This window comes from Moorena producens PAL-8-15-08-1, assembly GCF_001767235.1.
Taxonomy (GTDB): domain Bacteria; phylum Cyanobacteriota; class Cyanobacteriia; order Cyanobacteriales; family Coleofasciculaceae; genus Moorena; species Moorena producens_A.
In genome coordinates this window covers 3,915,239-3,934,771 of record NZ_CP017599.1, presented here as the reverse complement: position 1 = coordinate 3,934,771, position 19,533 = coordinate 3,915,239, and the positions used below count along the sequence as shown (strand labels likewise).

Genomic DNA, 19,533 nt, shown 5'->3' with positions numbered 1-19,533 from the left:
TAATCGATAATCGTAAAGTAAAAATTACCAATTACCAATTAACAAATACCTCTATATAACATGCCTTAAGCTATTTCATATTACTCAGCACTCAGCACTCACTAATCAGCACTCAGCACTCAGCACTCAGCACTCAGCACTCAGATCAAGTCCGGTTGAATACCTATCATAAAAAAGATTGATGGGCAGATGGGGAGATGGGCAGATGGGGAGATGGCGCAGATTTTTATTAAAGATAATTATATAGAGTGGATATCAGTATTATTTTCAAGGACAGTATTTTTAACCTAGGATTTAGGGTTGCTATAACGCAGCCAATCTAATTGTAGGGTCTCCCTCCCAACCCTACTAATCGGCTTTTCTAAACTTGGAACACCGAAACTTCTGTTTGTAATCCTTGGGCAGTATCATCCAATCGTTCCAAAGCATGATTTGTATCTCTTAGAGAGTCAGCCGTTTGTTGTGATGCTTCACTTAGTTGAAGCATTGCCTCGCTGATTTGTTGAGCACGTTTCGATTGGTTTTCCACACGTTGATTTACCATCTCAAACTGGGGAATCAGGCTCTGCACTTGCTCAATCACTTTAGCAATTTGTTCACTAATCTTGCCGACATTTTCGACACTATTACTGACATCTTTGCTAAATTTATCCATTTCCATCACCCCAGTTGAAACAGCAGATTGCATCTCTTTTACCATGGTCTCAATTTCTAAGGTAGCCACTGCCGTTTGGTCAGCTAGCCGCCGAATTTCCCGAGCCACAACCGCAAAACCAGCCCCATACTCTCCCGCTTTCTCCGCTTCAATAGCAGCGTTGAGGGATAGTAAATTAGTCTGATCGGCTACTTTAGTAATAGTGGTGACAACGCTACTGATATTATTGGCTTTTTCATTCATCACCCCCAGTTTCCCAGAAATAGAACTAGTAGCATTGGCTAAGTGACGCATGGTACTTTCCATACGCATCAGGTCTTGTTGACCATGGCTAGCAGCATCAGCAGTAATTTGAGACAGCTGAGCAACTTGTTCCATAGTTTGCACTAATTGCCCAGAGGTATTGGCAATTTCTTGAGCTGTGGTTGTCACCTCGTTGGTGGAGGCTAATTGTTCGGTCATGGTTGCTTCTAATTGCTTACCAGAGGCAGCAATTTGGGTGGTGGAGCTAGTCATTTGGATACCAGACTGTTGCACCTTATAGATCAATGAATTGAGATTTTCAGTCATCTTTTTGAGAGATGCCAGTAATTGTCCAATCTCATCCGTTGAGGTAATCTCTACCTTGGTACTCAGATTACCAGCCGAAACTTCTTCTGCTATATCTACTGCTTTGTTTAACGAATTAACGATATCGCGGGTAACAAAAATTCCAAAACCTAGAGTAGCCCCAATGATTAAAATGAAAGCAATCAGTACGATGTTGATGGTACGTTGTTGGTTTTCTTTAGCAATATTGGCTGAGTTTTGAGATAATGTAATGGCTCGCCGCAAGAGACTCCTCATTTCTGCTTTAAGTTCTTCTCGGGACTCTTGCATCCGTTCTGCAGCCAATTCCGCTTGATCGGGTTGATTGCTAACAATTAACCTGAACGCTTGCTGAGATTTATCACCATAACGATCATGCATTGTGTTATATGAATCTAATTCAGATTGAAAATCTGACCAGCCTTCTTTTTGCTCTTTACTTAACGCTTTTTGGATTTCACGTTTAACTATGTTATCAACTTTTATAAGAGCGTCATGCACTAATCCATCCCGTCGGTTGAACTCCCCTCTCGCTTGATTCAACGTGTTTCTGGCAGTGGCGCTTTCTGCATATCGGTAATTAAATCGAAAGGCCCGTTCAAAATTAACCGCCTGAGCAAGTTGACTTTCTTGCATTTCCGTCATGTGCTGGATAAGGGGGAGATCCTCTTCAGCTATCTTACCGATTTCAGTCGCTAACTTTGACAGTTCTATCCAGGTAATTCCCCCTCCTAAAAGTATGGCAAAACTAGAGAATATTAGTAGACCTAGTAGTTTAGTTGCAATTTTCATTTAACTCCAAGTAGCCCCTGTTGCTATTGACTTTTTAGGTTTTGTAGTCGTTGAATTCGCTGTCGGATTACCGTAGCTTTAGCCAGCTCCCCACGATTTTCTTGAAGTAAAGCCAGATGAAACAGTGCTTCGTAGTAATTCGGTTTCAGGTAAACCGCTTTCTGGAAGCATGGCTCAGCCTGCTCGTCATTGCCCAAGGCCTGATGGACTTCTCCGAGTAACACATAAGCCTCAGCACTAGTCAAATGTTGATTTAGGTAAGTTTGGCACAGTGTCGCCGCTTCCTCCAAACTTCCTTGATTGGCTAATCTCCTGGCTTTCTCAAGCAAGGATTCTTGTCCCTTTTCAAGCTCCCTTTGTAAGCAGGATTGTTTGATTTGTTTAGACTGTCGATTAACAAGGGCAGAGAGGGAAGATGATGTTGTTTGGTTTTCCTGGTTTTGCCCCTTGTGCTTTTCCTGTCTTGGATACGGAGAATGGATCAGCGTCACTGGGGACTTATCAGTCGGGAGTAACGATGAGGTTTCCCAATTTCTCCCCCGCCCCTGTTCTGACTCCCTGGTCTGGCGTTCTCCAAGATGTTTCACCTTCTGATAGGCAAAAGCAAAGGGATAGCGAACTGACACAAATCGATTGGTAGTTATTACTCCTGTTTCAGCAGACCCCACAAACAGCAAACCTTTAGGCATTAATAAACGATCTAAGAGTTCTATAGCACGGAAGCGGGCAGATTTATCTAAATAAATCAATAAATTGCGGCAGAATATAATGTCATAGTTGCTCTGAGCCAAGCCCAAGGGGTCTAGGATATTACCATGCTTGAAATTAACAGTGTTGCGCACCAACTGACATAATTCATAACCATCGGTCGTTTGCTTGAAATAGCGTTTTCGTTGCTGTAGCTGGTTGCCCCGAAACGAATTCCTGCTGTAGAGAGCACGTCGAGCTTTCTGCAATGCTTCCTTGCTAATATCAATGGCATCGAGCCGAAACTGATTAGGAGTCAAACCGACATCCAGCAAGGTCATAGCAATGGAGTAAGGTTCTTCTCCAGTAGAACACGGTATACTTAACACGCGGAGGATGGGGTGGTTGGATTTGGGCAACCACTCAGATCTGAGGTAACGACTCAGAAACCCAAAGGGTTGTTTGTCCCGGAAAAACCAAGTCTCTAGGACAACGACCGTTTCAATCAGTGCTTCGAGTTCTTGAGGTGAGGTTTGAAGTTTCTGCAGATACGTTTGCTGATCCGGTAAGCCACAAGCCAATCGTCTGGTTTCTATCGCTCTAGCAATCTGCCTAGACCCAATAGTACTGCCATCCAAACCGATTTTCTTTCTCAGCAAAGCCTCGATAGTCGCCTGAATCATTACTATTAGTTCTTAGTTGTTAGTTAGTTGGTAGTTTTTGATTGTCTGCTCCAGGTAATAAGTATATCTGTTGGGACTCCGATAACAAATACTCTAGCCGGATTCGTTGGATCATGCCTTTTTCATCCATAATCATTTCTCCTAAATAAGGAGCGTCATTCATTTGAACTCCAGCATCGACCAACTCAGTATCTGGTTTCTTTAAGGTTTCTGTGATTCGTTCTGACATCAAACCCAGGCAATACTGAGTCTTATTATTGCCAACGTAATTGACCATTATAATCCGCGTGCTTAAGTGGGAGCGGCTGGGAGTACCTTGAATTAAATGGCACAGATCGATGACTGGGACAATTGCACCTCGGTAGTTAAACAAACCAGCCACATAGTCAGGAGCTTGGTGTATTTTTCGGAGGCTGACTCTGGGAATTACCTCCACGACCTGAGAACTATCCAGGGCATAAAGGTCATTTCCTACATAAAAAATTAACATTAACATCGGTTAATTGGTGGAAAAATTGGTGGGAATTGATATAACGATCGTGCTAATAGTATTGTTTTTAAGTGATAGGGGATAGTCTTTTGATCTTTATTTAACATCATTGAGCCTCTAGATTTGTGAGTGTTGAAACCCCTAATTAGCTCTGAACTAGATTATGAAGTAAATGTGAAAAAATGCTGAAAATGTGAAGAGACTCTCCTTTTTATGAAAAAAGTATGAAATGTGCCTCAAAAAAATGTGAACTAAACAAGGCTAATACCAATTCGGGACATTACGGCGACACATCAATTTCATCCATCTGGGCAGAGGGTAGACCGGCTTTTGCACAAGTGGCTCGGACTGAAATTTAAATGCTTACTAGCTTAAGCCTATACTTCCCCATTTACCTTCCTATCGCTCCATGGTAGAGTGTGTCCACTTGTTTCCATAATCTGCTCTAGGTGAAAACAAAGCATTTGCACTTGGATATGTGCCTCAAAATAGGGAGTTTTTCTACCCATGCTTCCGTTGGACTTGGAGCAAGCAGATCCACCCATACCTTCTACACGGGATCTACTGAGTATCCAACACCTTCACTATCACTTCACACTTCTAGGGGCTATAACCATTGCGGTGCAATCCTTTCATGAATTCGGCGGAGTTTGCCCCTTTTTACCTGAAATCCATATCTGTCAAGGGATTTGAGCTCTTAAGATTTACTTTATAAATTAGCTTTTAACGAATAGGGGAGTTTGAGGGGTCGAAATTCCCCATCCCTGGGACGGGTGGGTTTGAAGTTACCGTAAGAGAGGGTCGCCTTTATAGTTGCTAGGTTATGCAGAAAAGGGTTAAATCTTTTTTAATAGCGATGCAGCGCGGTCTTGGGAAGGCAGCGCGGTCTTGGGGGTCCCCCCGGAGACGAAACCTGATTACGTTGAGCCTTTATGGTTGGTAGGCTATGCACAAAAGGGTTCAAACTTATTGATTAGCGTGATTTGCGCGGTCTTGGGGAGGCAGCGCGGTCTTGGGGGTTCCCCCGGAGACGAAACCTTAGATAGTGGAGCCTTTATAGTTAGCAGGTTATGCAGAAAAGGGTTCAATATTTGTTAATAAGGCTCCACTATCTTACGGTAACTTCAAACCATGAGCGACTGCCGTGGTTTCCCCCATGAGCGACTGCATCAAGACAAGGCTCAACTGTCTTACGGTAACTTGGCCGTAGGCCACGCTTGGCCGTAGGCCACGCCAAAGGCGAACGCGAACAAACCATGAGCGACTGCCGTGGTTTCCCCCACTCGCGCTTTGCATCAAGACAAGGCGACCCTCTCTAAGGTTTCGTCTCCGGGATGGATAGACCCCTGGCCGTAGGCCACGCTACGCGAACAAGGACTTAACGACACTTGAATATTTACCACAAAGTATATATAATGATATATAAGGTCGATGGATGAGTGCAAAGACAGTGAAGCATCAAGCCGTAAAAGTCAGAATTTACCCCACGCAGGAGCAAGTTCAGATACTTGCTCAACATTTTGGTTGTGCTCGTTGGTGGTGGAACTATGCATTAAATCAGTGTATAGAGACTTACAAGGAAACCGGCAAAGGGTTGTCTCGGTCTGCGCTCAATTCTATGTTGCCAAAACTCAAAAAAGATGAAAAAACTGTTTGGCTAAAAGACTGTTATTCTCAGGTTTTACAATCTGTAAGTCTCAACCTTAGTCGTGCATATCAAAACTTTTTTGTTCGCGTCAGCGTGGCCTACGGCCAGGGCAGGGCTAAATATCCTAGGTTCAAATCATTCCATCATCGCCAATCAATCCAGTATCCACAATACGTCAAACAAGTAGGTGACTGCTTAAAATTCCCCGGGAAACTGGGTGTTATCAAGGCTAAAATTCACAGAGAACTAGACGGGGAAATTAAAACTGTCACAGTTAGCAAAACTCCATCTGGTAAGTATTACGCTTCTGTGTTGATGGAGTATGATTCGGACGATATAAAGCCATCCACCGACGGGAAGGTGATTGGCATTGATTTGGGTATCAAGGATTTTGCGATCACTTACGATGGCAAAAAGACCTCTAAGTTTGGTAATCCCAGGCACTTAGCTAAATACGAACGAAAATTAGCAAAAAAACAGCGTATTGCCGCCCGAAAGAAAAAGGGAAGCAATGGACGGAAAAAAGCCATAAAGATTGTAGCTAAGGTATACGAACGGATTGGAAATGTCCGCCAAGACTACCTACACAAACTATCCAGAAAGATAGTTAATCAGAACCAAGTAGTAGTAGTTGAAAACCTAAATGTCAAGGGCATGCTGTGCGCTACGCGCACGCTTCGCGAACGTAACCATAAATTAGCTAAAGCAATATCTGATCTAAGCTGGGGAACCTTTGTGAACTTCCTGTCTTATAAGTCTGAAAAAGAAGGGAAGGTATTGGTTGAGATAGACCGGTGGTTCCCTAGTTCTAAAACCTGCTCTAATTGTCATTACCGAATCAAAGAGTTGCCACTAGATGTCAGGACTTGGACTTGCCCAAGTTGTGGAACTCATCATGACAGAGATGCTAATGCGGCTAAGAATATTAGAGCAGAAGGGATCAGAATGCTATCCTCCTCTGGGACGGGGGAGGTCAACGCTAGTGGAGAAGAAGTAAGACCAAAGCTTGGACGTCCGTCTAAGTTGAGGCATTCTTCCGTGAAGCTAGAAGCCCCAACCTCTAAGAAGTAGGTTGGGGTAGTTCACGTGGTTTAATTATATTAAACTTAACAGCTGATAGCTGAACGCGCACGCGTGCGCGTAGCGCATTAGCTGATAGCTGACCGCTACATGGTGACAATTTGATTGACTAATAAATAACTGAATTATGGCTTTGATTTTTGAATGGCTGAGCAAAGTCTGGAACATCGTCTCGAAGGTGTTTACCACCAAACTGTTTCAGCTAGGCACCCAAGAGCTGTCTCTGATTATGATAGTCCAACTCATAGTAATGGCTATCATTACCTTATATATAGCTCGTAAACTGCAGGACTTGATTAAGCGTCGGGTGCTAACTCGCTTGGGGTTAGATCGTGGGACTCGCGAAGCATTGTCCTCCCTGATCGGCTATGTTCTAACTGTCATAGGATTTTTGATTGTTCTGCAAACGGCTGGGATTAACCTCAGTTCCCTAACTGTTTTTGCAGGGGCAATGGGTATTGGTTTAGGCTTCGGACTTCAGAATTTAACCGCCAACTTTATCAGTGGTCTGGCGATTCTGTTTGAAAAACCAATTAAGGTGGGAGACTATGTCAAAGTTGATGACCTGTCAGGAACTGTAGAAAAAATCTCGATTCGCTCCACCACTATCCGCACCAATGATGGGGTGTTTGTTATTGTTCCAAATACTAGTTTCCTGGAAAACAATGTGGTTAACTGGAGTTATCAAGATCCCAGAGCTAGGCTCAGAATTCCTGTTGATGTTCCCGATGAAAGCGATCCAGTCATCGTCACAGAGGTACTGTTAGAAGCGGCTCGCAAAGAGCCAGAAGTTTTAGCATCTCCTCCTCCTGAAGTATATTTTAAAGGGTTTGGAGACGGCATGGATTTTGAACTCTTAGTATGGATCGACAATCCACCAAATATGGAATCAATTCAGAGTAGTTTGTATTATCTGATCGAAGAGCAACTTCGTGAGCAGGGAATCGAGCACGCCGAGCCTCAGAGAGACCTGTATATCCGAAATCTGAAGGACTTAGAATTTCTGCTACAAAAACCTCAACAAACTGCCGCTGCTAACGGCTCATTATCTCATCAAGAACCCCTCTCTAAAAAAGCTGTAGCTACTGCCAGAACAAATAAAGTAAAAACTAACTCTAGAGGAAAATTGACCCTGCGGGATCTTTTGCGGAAAGTGAGTTACTTTGAAAAGTGTAGCGATAGCGACCTGCGACATATAATTCAGCAAGGATATCGTCAAATGCTCAAAGCAGGGGATATAATCTGTGAAGAAAACGACCCAGGGGATTCATTTTATATCATTTTATCTGGCTTAGTTGAAGTTTTTGTAGAATCAATCGGAAAACGGGTTGCCACCCGCAAGCCAGGGGAATTTATTGGAGAGATGTCCTTGCTTCTGGGTACCCCCCGCACGGCTACCCTTCGCACCCTAGAAGACACGATTCTGTTTGTGGTAGACAGGGAAAATTTAAAGAGTCTTTTGGAAAAGCACAAAGATTTAGCTGACCAAATTTCCGAAGAATTATTCAAACGTAAGGAGACCCTAGATAAATTAGGAATAACGGTAGGTGTAACAGAGGAAAAAGAGAGTGGCACCAATCAGATTCGCCAACGCCTTCAATCACTCTTTGGGATTTGATAGGTTTGTTGGTAATGATTTGACAGCTGGGTTTTCAAGTTTGATTTTTTAGTCACCTAAAATCTTATAAAATTGATAAAATTTTAGCTACCGATGAGTAACTGATTATCAGTTTTATTTTTAATCAGCTAGGTCAACTTGGAAACCTTAATTTGCTATAGTTAAAGATATTTTTGCTAATTCCGGATTCTCTACTACTTCTGGGTAAACCGCCACACCCCATCCCAATTCTGGGGTACCCCTTGCACCATTAATTGATTAATTCGCTCTACATACAATAACGCTGTCTTATCGTTAGGATTGACAGCTAACACTTGATTAAAACACGCTTTAGCTTTCTCAAATTCTTGAGTTCGGTAGTACTCTATAGCGAGCTCAAATTCTGACTGGGTTGTTAACTTTAATTCCCTAACTTTTTCAGCTTCTCCTTCCAAGACTTCATAAACAGCAATTGGTTCATTTTTTCCTTTAACAATTGCTCGATCGAGAAACCGAATCTGGTATTGACTAGGATTACTCAATTGCTCTAAAGCTTGCTCGGAGATTAACAAAGACACGCCATAAAACTTAGTTAACCCTTCTAAACGAGCAGTTAAGTTTACATTATCCGAAAAAGCATCCCCTTGCATCCGAAATGTCTCTCCTACCATTCCCACCATCATCTGACCCACATGAATGCCAATGCCTACTTTAATTGGTAGATAGCCTTTGGCAATACGCCTGTGATTGTATTCTTCCACTCTGATTTGCTTGGCAATTCCCGCTGCTACTGCCTCATCGGTGCCATCAGGAAAAATAGCCATTATACCATCTCCGAGAAACTTGACGATAAAGCCGTTTTGATTGCGAATCTCGGGACTGACACGCTTGAGGTAAGCATTAACAAAGTCGAAGTTTTCCTTCGGGGTCATGGTTTCTGAAAGGGTAGTGAAAGAGCGAATATCTGAGAACATGACCGCCATTTCTTTACTGACGTGGTTCCCCAGATATACATCAAGAATAGTGTCTTTTTGAAGAAAGTTAAGATATTCAAAGGGAACAAATCTGCTATAGGACGTATTGGTTTTTTCTAATTGCCGGTGAGCTTCTTGCAATAGTTTATGTTGTTTTTCTAATTCCCGATAGGACTGTTTGAGGTTGTTCCAAAGTGTGGTAGTAATACTTACAACTGCAGCACTAATAACGGTAAACAAGGGTGTAAATACGGGAATCAACCAGCCAGATAAAAAGGCAATATAGGAACTGGTAATAATGATAACTCCGGCTATAAGGGTGCCAACTCCAGTTACCCATCGCCTACGGACATACATCGATCCAAGGGTAGCACTATATCCAGACCAGAACACAATCCACAGCCAATTAAGGGATTTGACTGATGCTCGAAGCATGGGACGACCTTCATTAGCTGCACTCAAAATCTGGCTGGTGATATTGGCGTGAATTGCTATACCTGGTATTAATTCAGTGGGAGTTAGTAATGTACTATTGTAGGGAGTGAGGTGATTGTCATTGAGACTTGGGGCTTTTGCCCCCAACAAGACAATGCGATCGCTCATCAAATTTGGGGGAATGCGATTGTCGAGAACATCAGTCATGGAGATAGTCAAAAAGCTCTCCTCACCGCCCCGATAGTTCAATAAGATTTGGTATCCTCCCATCTCTGCTTTGCTGTACTCTCCATCATTACTGGAGAGGGGTACAAACTTGGCTTTACCTAAACCGTATATCTTTTTATCGGGATTGATCGGCTCAAGTTTAATTCCGTCTTGTGCCAAATACATTAGCGCTAGTTTCACACCAAATCCTTGCTTACGGGTACCATCAGGTTTGCCCAGAAGAATGATCCCTCGCCGGATTTTGCTATCCCCATCGATGAGTACGTCGTTAGCTGCTACCTGACTCAATTTATCCAGCACTGGTGGCGCTGCAATGGGGTTGCCAGCAATTTTCTCAATTCCGATCACATTTGGGGTAGACTTAAACACCTCTACCAGTTCATCATGTCCAGGTTCAACTACTAGGTCTCGATAAATATCAATTCCAATCGCTCTTGGTTGCTGGGCTTTGATATTCCGAATTAGCTGAGCCATAACCCGATCTGACATCGGCCATTGCTTAACATATTTGATATCGGGTTCATCAATGGTGACCAGGACAATGCGCTCGTCAACAGATTCTTTTGGACGCAGCCGAAATAATTGGTCTTGGCTTGCCCATTCCAGTATCCGAAACAGTCCAGCATTGCTTCCTAAAATCACCAATCCTGCTATACTCGGCGCGATGAAGAGGACTGTTCCCCACTGTTTAATCTGTTGTTTTATGGTTTGCCACATTTGGCTTTAATGTCCGTTATTTTGGTGAGGTTGTTTCTTTATAGTATTCCCCTTTGAGTTCTGAAAATACTCGCGCTTGGGACAGGCAAGAGGCAAGAATCAAGAGGCAAGAGGCAAGAGGCATGCTAGACCCACCCCTAACCCCTCCCAGGAGGGGAAGGCAAGAGGCAAGAGGCAAGAGGCAAGAGGCAAGATTGAATAAAGTAAATAGTGATTTTTGGGAGCGATGCAGTCGCTAAAGGTAGAAAAATTCGGACAAGGGAACAGGAAACAGTAATAATATTTGACTCTCTCTTGATGCAGTCGCGCTATGGGGAAAACTCCCGTGAGGCCACTGCATCGCTATTGCCTTTTGCCTATTGCCTTTTGCCTATTGCCTTTTGCCTTTTGCCTATTGCCTTTTGCCTTAAAAGGATAAGCAATATCCCTCAAAGGTTGCTGAGAATTGCTATATCAAATGGGGATTAGTTTCCTAGCTAATCCCTTAAACTGACAACTTCTCAAGAATTACAACTGCTCTCCCATCGGCTGAGTTGCGATCGCATCCAGTCCCACTTGTTCGAGTAAATCTTTCCACTCATTGGCTAGGGTTGTATTCTCAGGATCCAACCGTTGAGCAGTCACTAAAACCTCTAGGGTATCGTACCATATTCCCGCCTTAGCATATTCAGTAGCCAACGCGATCGCGGACTTGGATGACCCTTGGTAACTCACCGTTGATTTTACCCGTTTAACCCACCCACTTACTGAATAATTATCAGGTCGCAGGATACCGTCTGGTTCAATGGGTGCCAAGTACCAGAGGTAGTTTTGACCAATCTTTAATTCTGGTGCTGCTTCTGGTAGGGTAATACTAATCACTCCTTCCTGTCCAGAACTTTTGAGGGTTGTGTGATAATGGGAATTACCCTGTTCATCTTGCAAACTGAAAAAAACCTCAGTTGCTCCCAGGGCGGGCATATAAACAAATAGAGTTGGACGGGGTGATACGGTGTACCCGTGTTTTGTGGGTGGAAGCAATGCGGTTAGAGGGAGTTTACTACCTCTCGAACCCCCACCGATGCTAGTTCTGGGGCTAGCCGAGTCTCCGGGTAGGTCAAATTCTACATCCCCTCTCGAACCCCCACCGATGCTAGTTCTGGGGCTAGCCGAGTCTCCGGGTAGGTCAAATTCTACATCCCCTCTCGAACCCCCACCGATGCTAGTTCTGGGGCTGGCGGATTCTCCGGGTAGGTCAAATTCTACATCCCCTCTCGAACCCCCACCGATGCTAGTTTTGGGGCTAGCCGAGTCTCCGGGTAGGTCAAATTCTACATTTCCTCTCGAACCCCCACCGATGCTAGTTCTGGGGCTAGCCGAGTCTCCGGGTAGGTCAAATTCTACATTTCCTCGCACCCCTCCACCGACACTGGTTTTGGGAACTTCCTCATCTGAGGGGAAATCAAATTCCAGACTGATGCGATAATCTCGGGGTAGAATTTCCCCTTCTTTAACTGATGGAGTTGCCTGGAGTGCAGTTGATGCCAAGATCAATGTTCCAGTTACTGTTGCTGATAAGAGAGTTTTACAAATAAACTTATTCATGTTATAATTAACCTCTGGATTATTCTTCTATAACCAATTCCCTACTAACACAAAGGATGCCCAAAAGTAGGGATGTCTATATAATGGATCTTGACGCAATTTCAGTTGTGCTTGTTGCAGAGCTTCAGCCTTAGTCATCGACGGCTTAGTCTGAATCAGGCCCTGATAAAACTCTTTCATTAAGTTAGTGGTTGATTCGTCGCTGACTGACCAGAGACTACCTAAAGTGCTGTGAGCTCCTGAACGTAACGCAAATCCTGCTAATCCTAGGGTGGCACGATTATCCCCTGCTGCAGTTTGACAGGCACTCATTACCAGTAATTCTATAGGTTCGAGAATTCCTAGTCGTCTTTTTTGGAATAGTAAATCGAAATCTTTAATGCCAATTCGGTCATTCCAGGTGAGTAGGAATGTTTCCTTTGGGTTAGAACTGAATTGACCGTGAGTAGCTAGGTGAACAATGGGAAAGGGGGTGCTATCAATTGCGGTTTGGAAGGTAGTGCGGGTAAATTCCTGATTGAGTAAAACGTCTGTAGTAACTTTATCCGTAATTTCTTGGACTTCTCCAGCCACACCAGGTAAACCAGTATAGCCTTGGCGAGCTTCGGTCAACCCAGCCACTAAGACGTTCAGTTCAACTCTCTGAAGTCTTTGAGGAAAAAGTTGTAACCCAGGAGAGATAGCAATACTATAGTTTTCGATCAGATACTGTTTACCATCGTAGAGAGCTGCCATGGGCAAATTGCGCAAGAACCCATCTGGCACGAATACCAAGGTTTTAATGTTACTGTTTGCCAGTTCTGCTTCTGCCGGTCGGATCAGCCAGTCATATATTTGCTCAGACAGTCGCAACCGCTCATTATTGGGATAACCAGGAGACATAGATGAGTAAACTTGTCTTAGTCTAGCTTTGACTTTGTCCTCTGGTAGAAGAGTAGTGTAGTGGCTTAGAGGTTGATTGGGGAGCGAAAGGATGACTTCTATGCGATCGCTCAAAATAATTGGATAAATTACAGCAGCCTCGACATCAATTTCATCAATGACAATTGGCTCAGTGTCTAGACAAGCATCTCGAAAATAGTTATCTAACTCTGCCAGTTGCAACGCTTCAATCACTTCACGAGCTTTTTTGAGGTTAGACTGGCTAACCGCCCCTTTCTTGAGCCCAGCTTGAGAGGGAGTTAATAACAGGCTGACTAAATCTCGATAAATCGGTTCGATACTTTCTTGGAATTTAAATTGCACATCAGGATTAATGGCAACTAAGTCACTCCTTAGGGATTGAAGGTTATTGTAGGCAGTTTCATAAGCCGCGATCGCGCCAGGGATATCCCCTTGCTGTTTCAGAATCTGCCCCAGTTGTGTTGCCGCAAGAGCAATAATATCTCCTGCATTAATAGTTTGAGCTATCTGTAGAGCTTGCTCTGTCAGACTTTGAGCATCCTCCCACTGCTGATTTTGTTGATAAAGCTTAGCCAGTTGATTCAGAGAATAAGCTTCAGCGCGGGCATCTTGGAGTTGTCTAGCTTCTTGAATGGCTATTGCCAATACGTTAGCAATTTTTTTGGTAATTTTTTGGGCAATTTTTGGAGCAATTTTAGAGGTATATGATAGTTGAATAGCTTCCTTTTCGCTATTTTTTAGCTTAATCATACTTTCTGCTAGATTCACTCTAGCATAGATTGCCAATCGACTAGGAGGTAGCTTGGATAGGTTTGACTCAATAGTTGGAATTAACGACAGTGCCTTATCCCATTTTTTTACCGTAACTAAAAGACTGAGTTGATTGAGTTGTGCCTGCACTTTGGTAATGCCATCTGGTGCTAATTTAGCTGCCTCTTGGTAGTATTTCCAAGCCACATCATATCGTTGTAAGTCTCTAGCCACATTGCCAATGCTAAGGAGAGTAGGGCTAGTATCCTCAGGGGAATTAAATTGCTTGCTAATTGCCCAACTTTGTTCTAATAGTTTCTTTGATTGAAGTAAATCACCAGCAACTTGTAGTGCAATGCCCAAACTTCTCAACCCATCAGCTTTCAGTAGGGTATCCGGTTGATTTTCCAGGTCTGTGACCAGTTGCTCTAAGAGATTTCTTGCCCGTCGATACTGCCCTAAAAATTGCCAGGCTTGGGCTTGATTGATTTGGCTGATTATTTTTCCCGTTTCATCATTAGCCCTAGCATAAGTAGCTTCCGCTTGCTCCCAGGTTTCCAAAGCAGTTTTGGTTTGTCCTTGTGCCAGTTGCAGGCTTCCTTGGGTATTCAAGGCTTGAGCCAGAAGCAGGATGCCCTTTGAATCTAGTTTCTCAACACTTTGCAGTATGGTTATACTTTCTGCGATCGCGACTTGAGCTTGCTGCCATTGTCCCAATTCTTGCTGAGCTAAGGATAAATAGTTAAGGGCTTGGGCTTGGTTAAAACTTGCTCCTGAGGATGCATAAGCTCTTGCGGCTTGTTGCCAGAGGGTAGCGGCTTCAAAGAATTGTCCAGCTTGATAGTGTTCTTTTCCCTGTTGCAGCAGTGCTGACGGATTGGACGAGTATTGGACAACTGCTCCTGGTGAGGAGATTGGGGAATTTGACTGATAGGCAATAGCAGGTAGATTTGTGATTAGTAGCCAAAGGGCTAGAGGGAGATGGCACCGAATCACTAGCCATCCCTTAAGGGATAGTCCCTGTTGTTGACTGTTTTGGTGAATTATCGCCATAGCTTTGCTCATCCTGTCGTGAAAGTCCTTCAGCGCTGATTGAGGAAAAAAGACTTTCGCTGGTTTTATGTGCCTAAAGGTTTAATGTGAAGTTAAGCCTAATTGATCATCATTTATATGAAAAATCCTTTGACACATTAATTTCATACATTAATTTGTTTGTGTCTTTGGTAAAGTTTTGTTGAAGAACTTGTCCTTGTTTTATTTAAGCATAATGGTATACTTTGATATTTGGCTGATGAGGTAATATCGGTAGAGCTATTAGCGGATAGCTAACCATTTCCTGACACAGAATTAACCCCTAAAGTCAGGAATAGCAGCCTTCCACGGTACAGGAGCGAAAATGTTCTTTTGGTACTCAAAACTCCCAATCTTATTAATATCTAGCACAGCTTGGGCAGTGTTCCAGACTGCTGCTTACTCCCAGATTATACGCGATGAGACCTTGGGGGTAGAACGCTCAATTGTTACTCCCCAAGAATTTCGAGACTTAATCGAAGGCGGAGCGATCCGAGGCAGTAACCTGTTCCACAGTTTCCTGGAATTTAATGTCAATGAAGGACAAAATGTCTACTTTGCCAACCCCGATGGCATAGCTAATATCCTCACTCGTGTCACAGGAGGGAGTCGATCACGGATATTCGGTACCTTGGGAGTAGATGGCGCAGCAAATCTCTACTTAATTAATCCCAATGGCATTCACTTTGGCAACAATGCTCGATTGGATGTAGCTGGCTCATTTATTGCTACCACAGCTGATGGGATTAAATTGGGTCAACAGGGATTGTTCAGTGCCACAGAACCAGAAAAAAGTAACTTACTGACTATCCAACCTGGTGCTTTCTTTACTAATGCCCTACGTCAACATCAAGCGAGGCAGCGCGGTCTTGGGGGTCCCCTCCATGAGCGACTGCCTCGAATCAGGAATCAGGGTAACTTAGCTGTTGGTAGTGGGCAAGGGTTAGTGTTGTCGGGAGATTTAGTTACTAGCACAGGTTCGTTAGTAGCACCGGGGGGAATAGTTAAGATTAATGGCTCTCAAATTGGCTTATGGGATAATGCCTCTATTGATGTATCCTCCCCAAACGGTGGAGGGACGGTTTTAATTGGTAGTCAACAGACTAACCGAAGCTACATTGCCCCTAATGTCGAGATTAGTGCCAATGCGATCGCAAACGGCAATGGCGGTAGAGTTATCCTCCAAGCAGATCAGATCACAGGATTTTACGGCACTATCAGCGCTAGTGGGGGAACAATTTCCGGCAATGGCGGCTTTATCGAAGTCTCAGGTAAGGAAAAGCTGATTTTTCGGGGGAATGTGGATACCAGTGCCGTGAATGGCTTTCCTGGCACCTTATTACTAGACCCTAAAGATATTATTATTGCTAGTGGGACAGGGGATCAAACAGTAGATGACCTTGATTCCTTGAGCCAGTTGACTGAGGTCGGAACCACCACTATCTATGAGTCAACCTTAGAGCAGTTGTCTGGGAATACCAATATTGTCTTGGAAGCTACCAATGATATTCTCCTAGAAGACCTAGCCGATGACTCCCTAGACTTAGCATCAGGCATTGGGGCAGTAGTATTTACAGCTGATGCTGACAGGGATGGGGTAGGAAACTTTGTGATGGCAGATACTGTCTCGGACACTATCCGTACCAATGGACGCAGCATTGCTATATCTGGCGCGAATTTAACCATCGGGAATATTGATACATCAATTCCCCAAGTAGCAGATGCTGGACAGTCGATCACGAATGCCAAAATCGTCAGTAATTCCCCCGGTGTTCCCTTAGAGAGTATATCAGGAACCATCGCCAACGTCGCTGATGTAGATATCTACCAAATTTTCCTAACCGGGGGGGAAACCTTCTCAGCTACTACCGTTGAGGGGACAGAGGTAGCTACTCAGTTATTTTTATTTGATGCAGGTGGTTTCGGGATTTATAGCAATGATAATGATGCCAATTGTGGCGGTTGCTTGCAATCGACCTTACCCGCTGGTAATCCCTTATCCCCCACTGCACCAGGGATTTATTATTTAGCCATCAGTGGCTTCGGAATAGAACCAGTTAGTGAGGCAGGACAGATTTTTCCCGATCCAATTTTCCCGATTTCTATTTTTGTGGATCTATCTACCAGTGTGGATCCAGCAACACCAACAGCCGGGAATTTGCCCTTAAGTGATTGGGAAAATATTAGGGGATTTGACCTGGGTAACTATACCATTGCTCTGACTGGTGTGGAAGCGCCCTCGGCTACCTTTACTGAATCAGCTAGCTTACCGGAAACTGTCAATAGCGGCTCGATTACCTTAATTGCGACTAATGGTGGAATTAAAGCCGGTAATCTGAATACCGCTGCTGTTGATGGTGAAGGGGGAAACCTTACCCTAACGGCTAAAGACAATATTACCTTTGAGGATAGCTCCATTAGTACAGCAGGGAGTTTTGGCAGTGGCAATATCGATTTTTTCAGTCGCAACCTATTCTTAAGAAACGGTACTATCTTAGATGCTAGTACTTCCGCAACCAAGGATGGAGGGAATGTAACGATTAGCGCTACAGATACTGTAGCTATTGAATCCTTGAGTTTATTACAATCTAATGCAAAGCAGGGAGCCACTGGAGATGGGGGTATCATCACCATTGATACCGAAGCATTGAGGGTACGGGATGGGGTACTGATAATTAGTGACACCTTTGGTCAGGGGGATGGAGGTACCCTAAGAATACAAGCTACTGATGTAGAGGTTAGGGAAAGTTCACTGTTGTCTGTGAATGTCAACTCATCAGCAACAGGCAATGCCGGAGAGTTAACTATTGATACCCAGAGCCTGAGGGTAAGGGATGGGGCGCAGATCAGCAGTTCTACCAATAGTTCAGGCAACGGTGGTACAGTAAGAGTACGGGCTACTGAGGTAGAGGTTAGTGGAAGTGCTATTGGGTTCAGTAGCGGCTTGTTTAGTAGCGTTATCCCAAACGCTACAGGGAATGGGGGGAGGTTGACCATTGATACCCAACGGCTGACAGTGAGGGATGGAGCACAGATAAGTAGTGCTACCTTTGGTCAAGGCAATGGCGGTACCCTAACGGTAAGGGCTACTGATGTAGAGCTGATGGGGATTTCACCGGATGGTGATGCTACTAGTGGCTTGTTTAGTAGTGTTCAACCAACAGCTACAGGGAATGGGGGACCTTTGACCGTTGATACCCAAAAGCTTAGGATCTCCGATGGGGCAGAGGTACGGAGTGCTACCTTTGGCAACGGAGATGCTGGTAATCTCGAGATTAAGGCTACCGAGAGCATTACCCTGTCTGGGGTCAGTGCCATCGGTGGTCGCAGAGGTGGTCAATCCAGTCGGATCTCTGCCAACACCGAATCTACGGCTACAGGGAGTGGTGGGGATATTACGATTAATACCCCTACTACACGCCTAGATAATGGGGCAGTTATTACCGCTAGAAGCCGTAGTAACTTTCCTGGTGGTGAAATTACTGTCAATGCAGACACTCTAGCATTAACCGATGGGGCTCAAATTCTGACCTCTGGCTCCAGTGGCGGTGATGCTGGCAGTATTACCATCAATGCAACTGATACAATCACCCTCTCTGGCATTGACCCTACCTACAATGACCGATTAGCGATATTGGGAGCAGACAGAGTTGACCCAGATGGGGAAGCGAGTGCGATCGCATCGAGAGCAATAGGAGATGGGGAAGCGGGTTCGATTAACCTCAATACCAAGACATTTATCCTTCGCGATCAAGCCCTAGCAACGGTCAGTAGTACTGGTACCGGTGTTGCTGGCACCTTGGAAGTAAATGCCAATTCCATCCAACTCGATAATGGTTCCCTCAATGCCGAAACTACTGCTGGAGACGAAGGAAATATTACCCTGTCTGATGCCCAGCTTGTAGTCTTACGCAACAACAGTACCATCACTACCAACGCCCGTGAGAGTGCCACTGGTGGGAATATCACCATCACTACCGACTTTTTGGTAACCCTAGAGAATAGTGATATTACTGCCAATGCTATTTTGGGACGCGGGGGAAATATTACTATTACTGCCATTGGAATTTTTAGCGATCGCACTAGTGAGATTACCGCTTCTTCTCAACTCGGTATTGATGGCACCGTCAACCTTAATACCCCAGATGTCAATCCTGCCCAAGCCCTAGCCAAGCTTCCCGCAGATGTGGTAGATACCAGCAATCAAATTGTGACTAGTTGTGCAGCCGTAGATGGGAATAGTTTTGTGGTCACTGGAGGAGGAGGACTCCCGGCTGACCCAACTGGGGTGTTGCGGGGTCAGGTGGTGGTACCCGATTTACGGTTAATGGTCGATGAAGGAAATACACAAGGCAATACACAACCAGTCAAGAGGAGGAAAACCCGGAGTTCCCTCAGAAGAAGACTACAGTATCACCACGACCGTGATCAAACAGCCATGACGAATCAGAAATTACCGATCATTGAAGCCCAAGGGTGGATCATTAATGACCAGGGAATTGTCGAGTTGGTGGCCTATCCTACCCAAATTAGCCATGGGAGTTGGATTAATCATCACAGCTGTTTTTAAGTAGTGTTACAAACTTAAAACTGAATCCACACAAATTTACCCTAAGTCTAGAATAATTTCAACGAATTTTCCGTAAACTTA

General features: G+C 44.3%; 12 protein-coding genes. 4 read left to right on the top strand and 8 right to left on the bottom strand.

Features of this window, described 5'->3' with window-relative positions:
• Positions 1-361: 361 nt before the first annotated feature.
• From BJP34_RS14540 to BJP34_RS43305, 4 genes are all read right to left on the bottom strand, one after another.
• Positions 362-2,035: a methyl-accepting chemotaxis protein gene (locus tag BJP34_RS14540; protein WP_070392968.1), complete on the bottom strand. Its 1,674-nt coding sequence runs from the start codon at positions 2,033-2,035 to the stop codon at positions 362-364.
• A gap of 23 nt (positions 2,036-2,058) precedes the next feature.
• Entirely contained in the window at positions 2,059-3,405 is a 1,347-nt protein-coding gene (locus BJP34_RS14535) for a CheR family methyltransferase (RefSeq protein WP_070392967.1), read from the bottom strand.
• Positions 3,406-3,424: 19 nt separating this feature from the next.
• Positions 3,425-3,901, bottom strand: coding sequence for a chemotaxis protein CheW (locus BJP34_RS14530; RefSeq protein WP_070392966.1), 477 nt, complete (start codon positions 3,899-3,901; stop codon positions 3,425-3,427).
• Positions 3,902-5,008: 1,107 nt separating this feature from the next.
• Positions 5,009-5,191 carry a hypothetical protein gene (locus tag BJP34_RS43305; RefSeq protein WP_158517214.1) on the bottom strand — a complete coding sequence of 61 codons (183 nt, stop codon included), beginning with the start codon at positions 5,189-5,191 and terminating at the stop codon, positions 5,009-5,011.
• Positions 5,192-5,345: 154 nt separating this feature from the next.
• Between BJP34_RS43305 and BJP34_RS14525 the strand changes: the two genes are divergently transcribed.
• A complete protein-coding gene (locus BJP34_RS14525) occupies positions 5,346-6,614 on the top strand; it encodes an RNA-guided endonuclease InsQ/TnpB family protein (protein WP_070396669.1) in 1,269 nt (422 codons plus the stop codon).
• Between the two features lie 136 nt (positions 6,615-6,750).
• Positions 6,751-8,241: a mechanosensitive ion channel domain-containing protein gene (locus BJP34_RS14520; RefSeq protein WP_070392965.1), complete on the top strand. Its 1,491-nt coding sequence runs from the start codon at positions 6,751-6,753 to the stop codon at positions 8,239-8,241.
• Positions 8,242-8,435: 194 nt separating this feature from the next.
• Here the strand turns inward: BJP34_RS14520 and BJP34_RS36820 are convergent, their stop codons facing one another.
• The gene (locus BJP34_RS36820; RefSeq protein WP_083305172.1) at positions 8,436-10,574 is read right to left on the bottom strand and encodes a CHASE2 domain-containing protein; all 2,139 of its coding nucleotides are present in this window, start codon (positions 10,572-10,574) and stop codon (positions 8,436-8,438) included.
• A 16-nt stretch (positions 10,575-10,590) separates the two neighbouring features.
• Entirely contained in the window at positions 10,591-10,752 is a 162-nt protein-coding gene (locus tag BJP34_RS43300; RefSeq protein WP_158517213.1) for a hypothetical protein, read from the bottom strand.
• Positions 10,753-10,871: 119 nt separating this feature from the next.
• Between BJP34_RS43300 and BJP34_RS43295 the strand changes: the two genes are divergently transcribed.
• The gene (locus BJP34_RS43295) at positions 10,872-11,042 is read left to right on the top strand and encodes a hypothetical protein (RefSeq protein WP_158517212.1); all 171 of its coding nucleotides are present in this window, start codon (positions 10,872-10,874) and stop codon (positions 11,040-11,042) included.
• Positions 11,043-11,081: 39 nt separating this feature from the next.
• Here the strand turns inward: BJP34_RS43295 and BJP34_RS14510 are convergent, their stop codons facing one another.
• Positions 11,082-12,158, bottom strand: a complete 1,077-nt coding sequence (locus BJP34_RS14510) for a DUF928 domain-containing protein (protein WP_070392964.1) — start codon at positions 12,156-12,158, stop codon at positions 11,082-11,084.
• Between the two features lie 27 nt (positions 12,159-12,185).
• Entirely contained in the window at positions 12,186-14,864 is a 2,679-nt protein-coding gene (locus BJP34_RS14505; RefSeq protein WP_083305171.1) for a CHAT domain-containing protein, read from the bottom strand.
• A gap of 343 nt (positions 14,865-15,207) precedes the next feature.
• On the opposite strand from BJP34_RS14505, the gene BJP34_RS14500 reads away from it, so the two are divergent.
• A complete protein-coding gene (locus BJP34_RS14500) occupies positions 15,208-19,452 on the top strand; it encodes a filamentous hemagglutinin N-terminal domain-containing protein (protein ID WP_070392962.1) in 4,245 nt (1,414 codons plus the stop codon).
• The last annotated feature ends 81 nt before the right edge of the window (positions 19,453-19,533 follow it).

Excerpts from the sequence above, each read along its gene's own strand:
- BJP34_RS14530 (WP_070392966.1), bottom strand. The coding sequence starts at position 3,901 with ATGTTAATGTTAATTTTTTATGTAGGAAATGACCTTTATGCCCTGGAT.
- BJP34_RS43305 (WP_158517214.1), bottom strand. The coding sequence starts at position 5,191 with ATGCAAAGCGCGAGTGGGGGAAACCACGGCAGTCGCTCATGGTTTGTT.
- BJP34_RS14510 (WP_070392964.1), bottom strand. The coding sequence starts at position 12,158 with ATGAATAAGTTTATTTGTAAAACTCTCTTATCAGCAACAGTAACTGGA.
- BJP34_RS36820 (WP_083305172.1), bottom strand. The coding sequence starts at position 10,574 with ATGTGGCAAACCATAAAACAACAGATTAAACAGTGGGGAACAGTCCTC.
- BJP34_RS14535 (WP_070392967.1), bottom strand. The coding sequence starts at position 3,405 with ATGATTCAGGCGACTATCGAGGCTTTGCTGAGAAAGAAAATCGGTTTG.
- BJP34_RS14500 (WP_070392962.1), top strand. The coding sequence starts at position 15,208 with ATGTTCTTTTGGTACTCAAAACTCCCAATCTTATTAATATCTAGCACA.
- BJP34_RS14520 (WP_070392965.1), top strand. The coding sequence starts at position 6,751 with ATGGCTTTGATTTTTGAATGGCTGAGCAAAGTCTGGAACATCGTCTCG.
- BJP34_RS43295 (WP_158517212.1), top strand. The coding sequence starts at position 10,872 with ATGCAGTCGCGCTATGGGGAAAACTCCCGTGAGGCCACTGCATCGCTA.
- BJP34_RS14540 (WP_070392968.1), bottom strand. The coding sequence starts at position 2,035 with ATGAAAATTGCAACTAAACTACTAGGTCTACTAATATTCTCTAGTTTT.
- BJP34_RS14505 (WP_083305171.1), bottom strand. The coding sequence starts at position 14,864 with ATGGCGATAATTCACCAAAACAGTCAACAACAGGGACTATCCCTTAAG.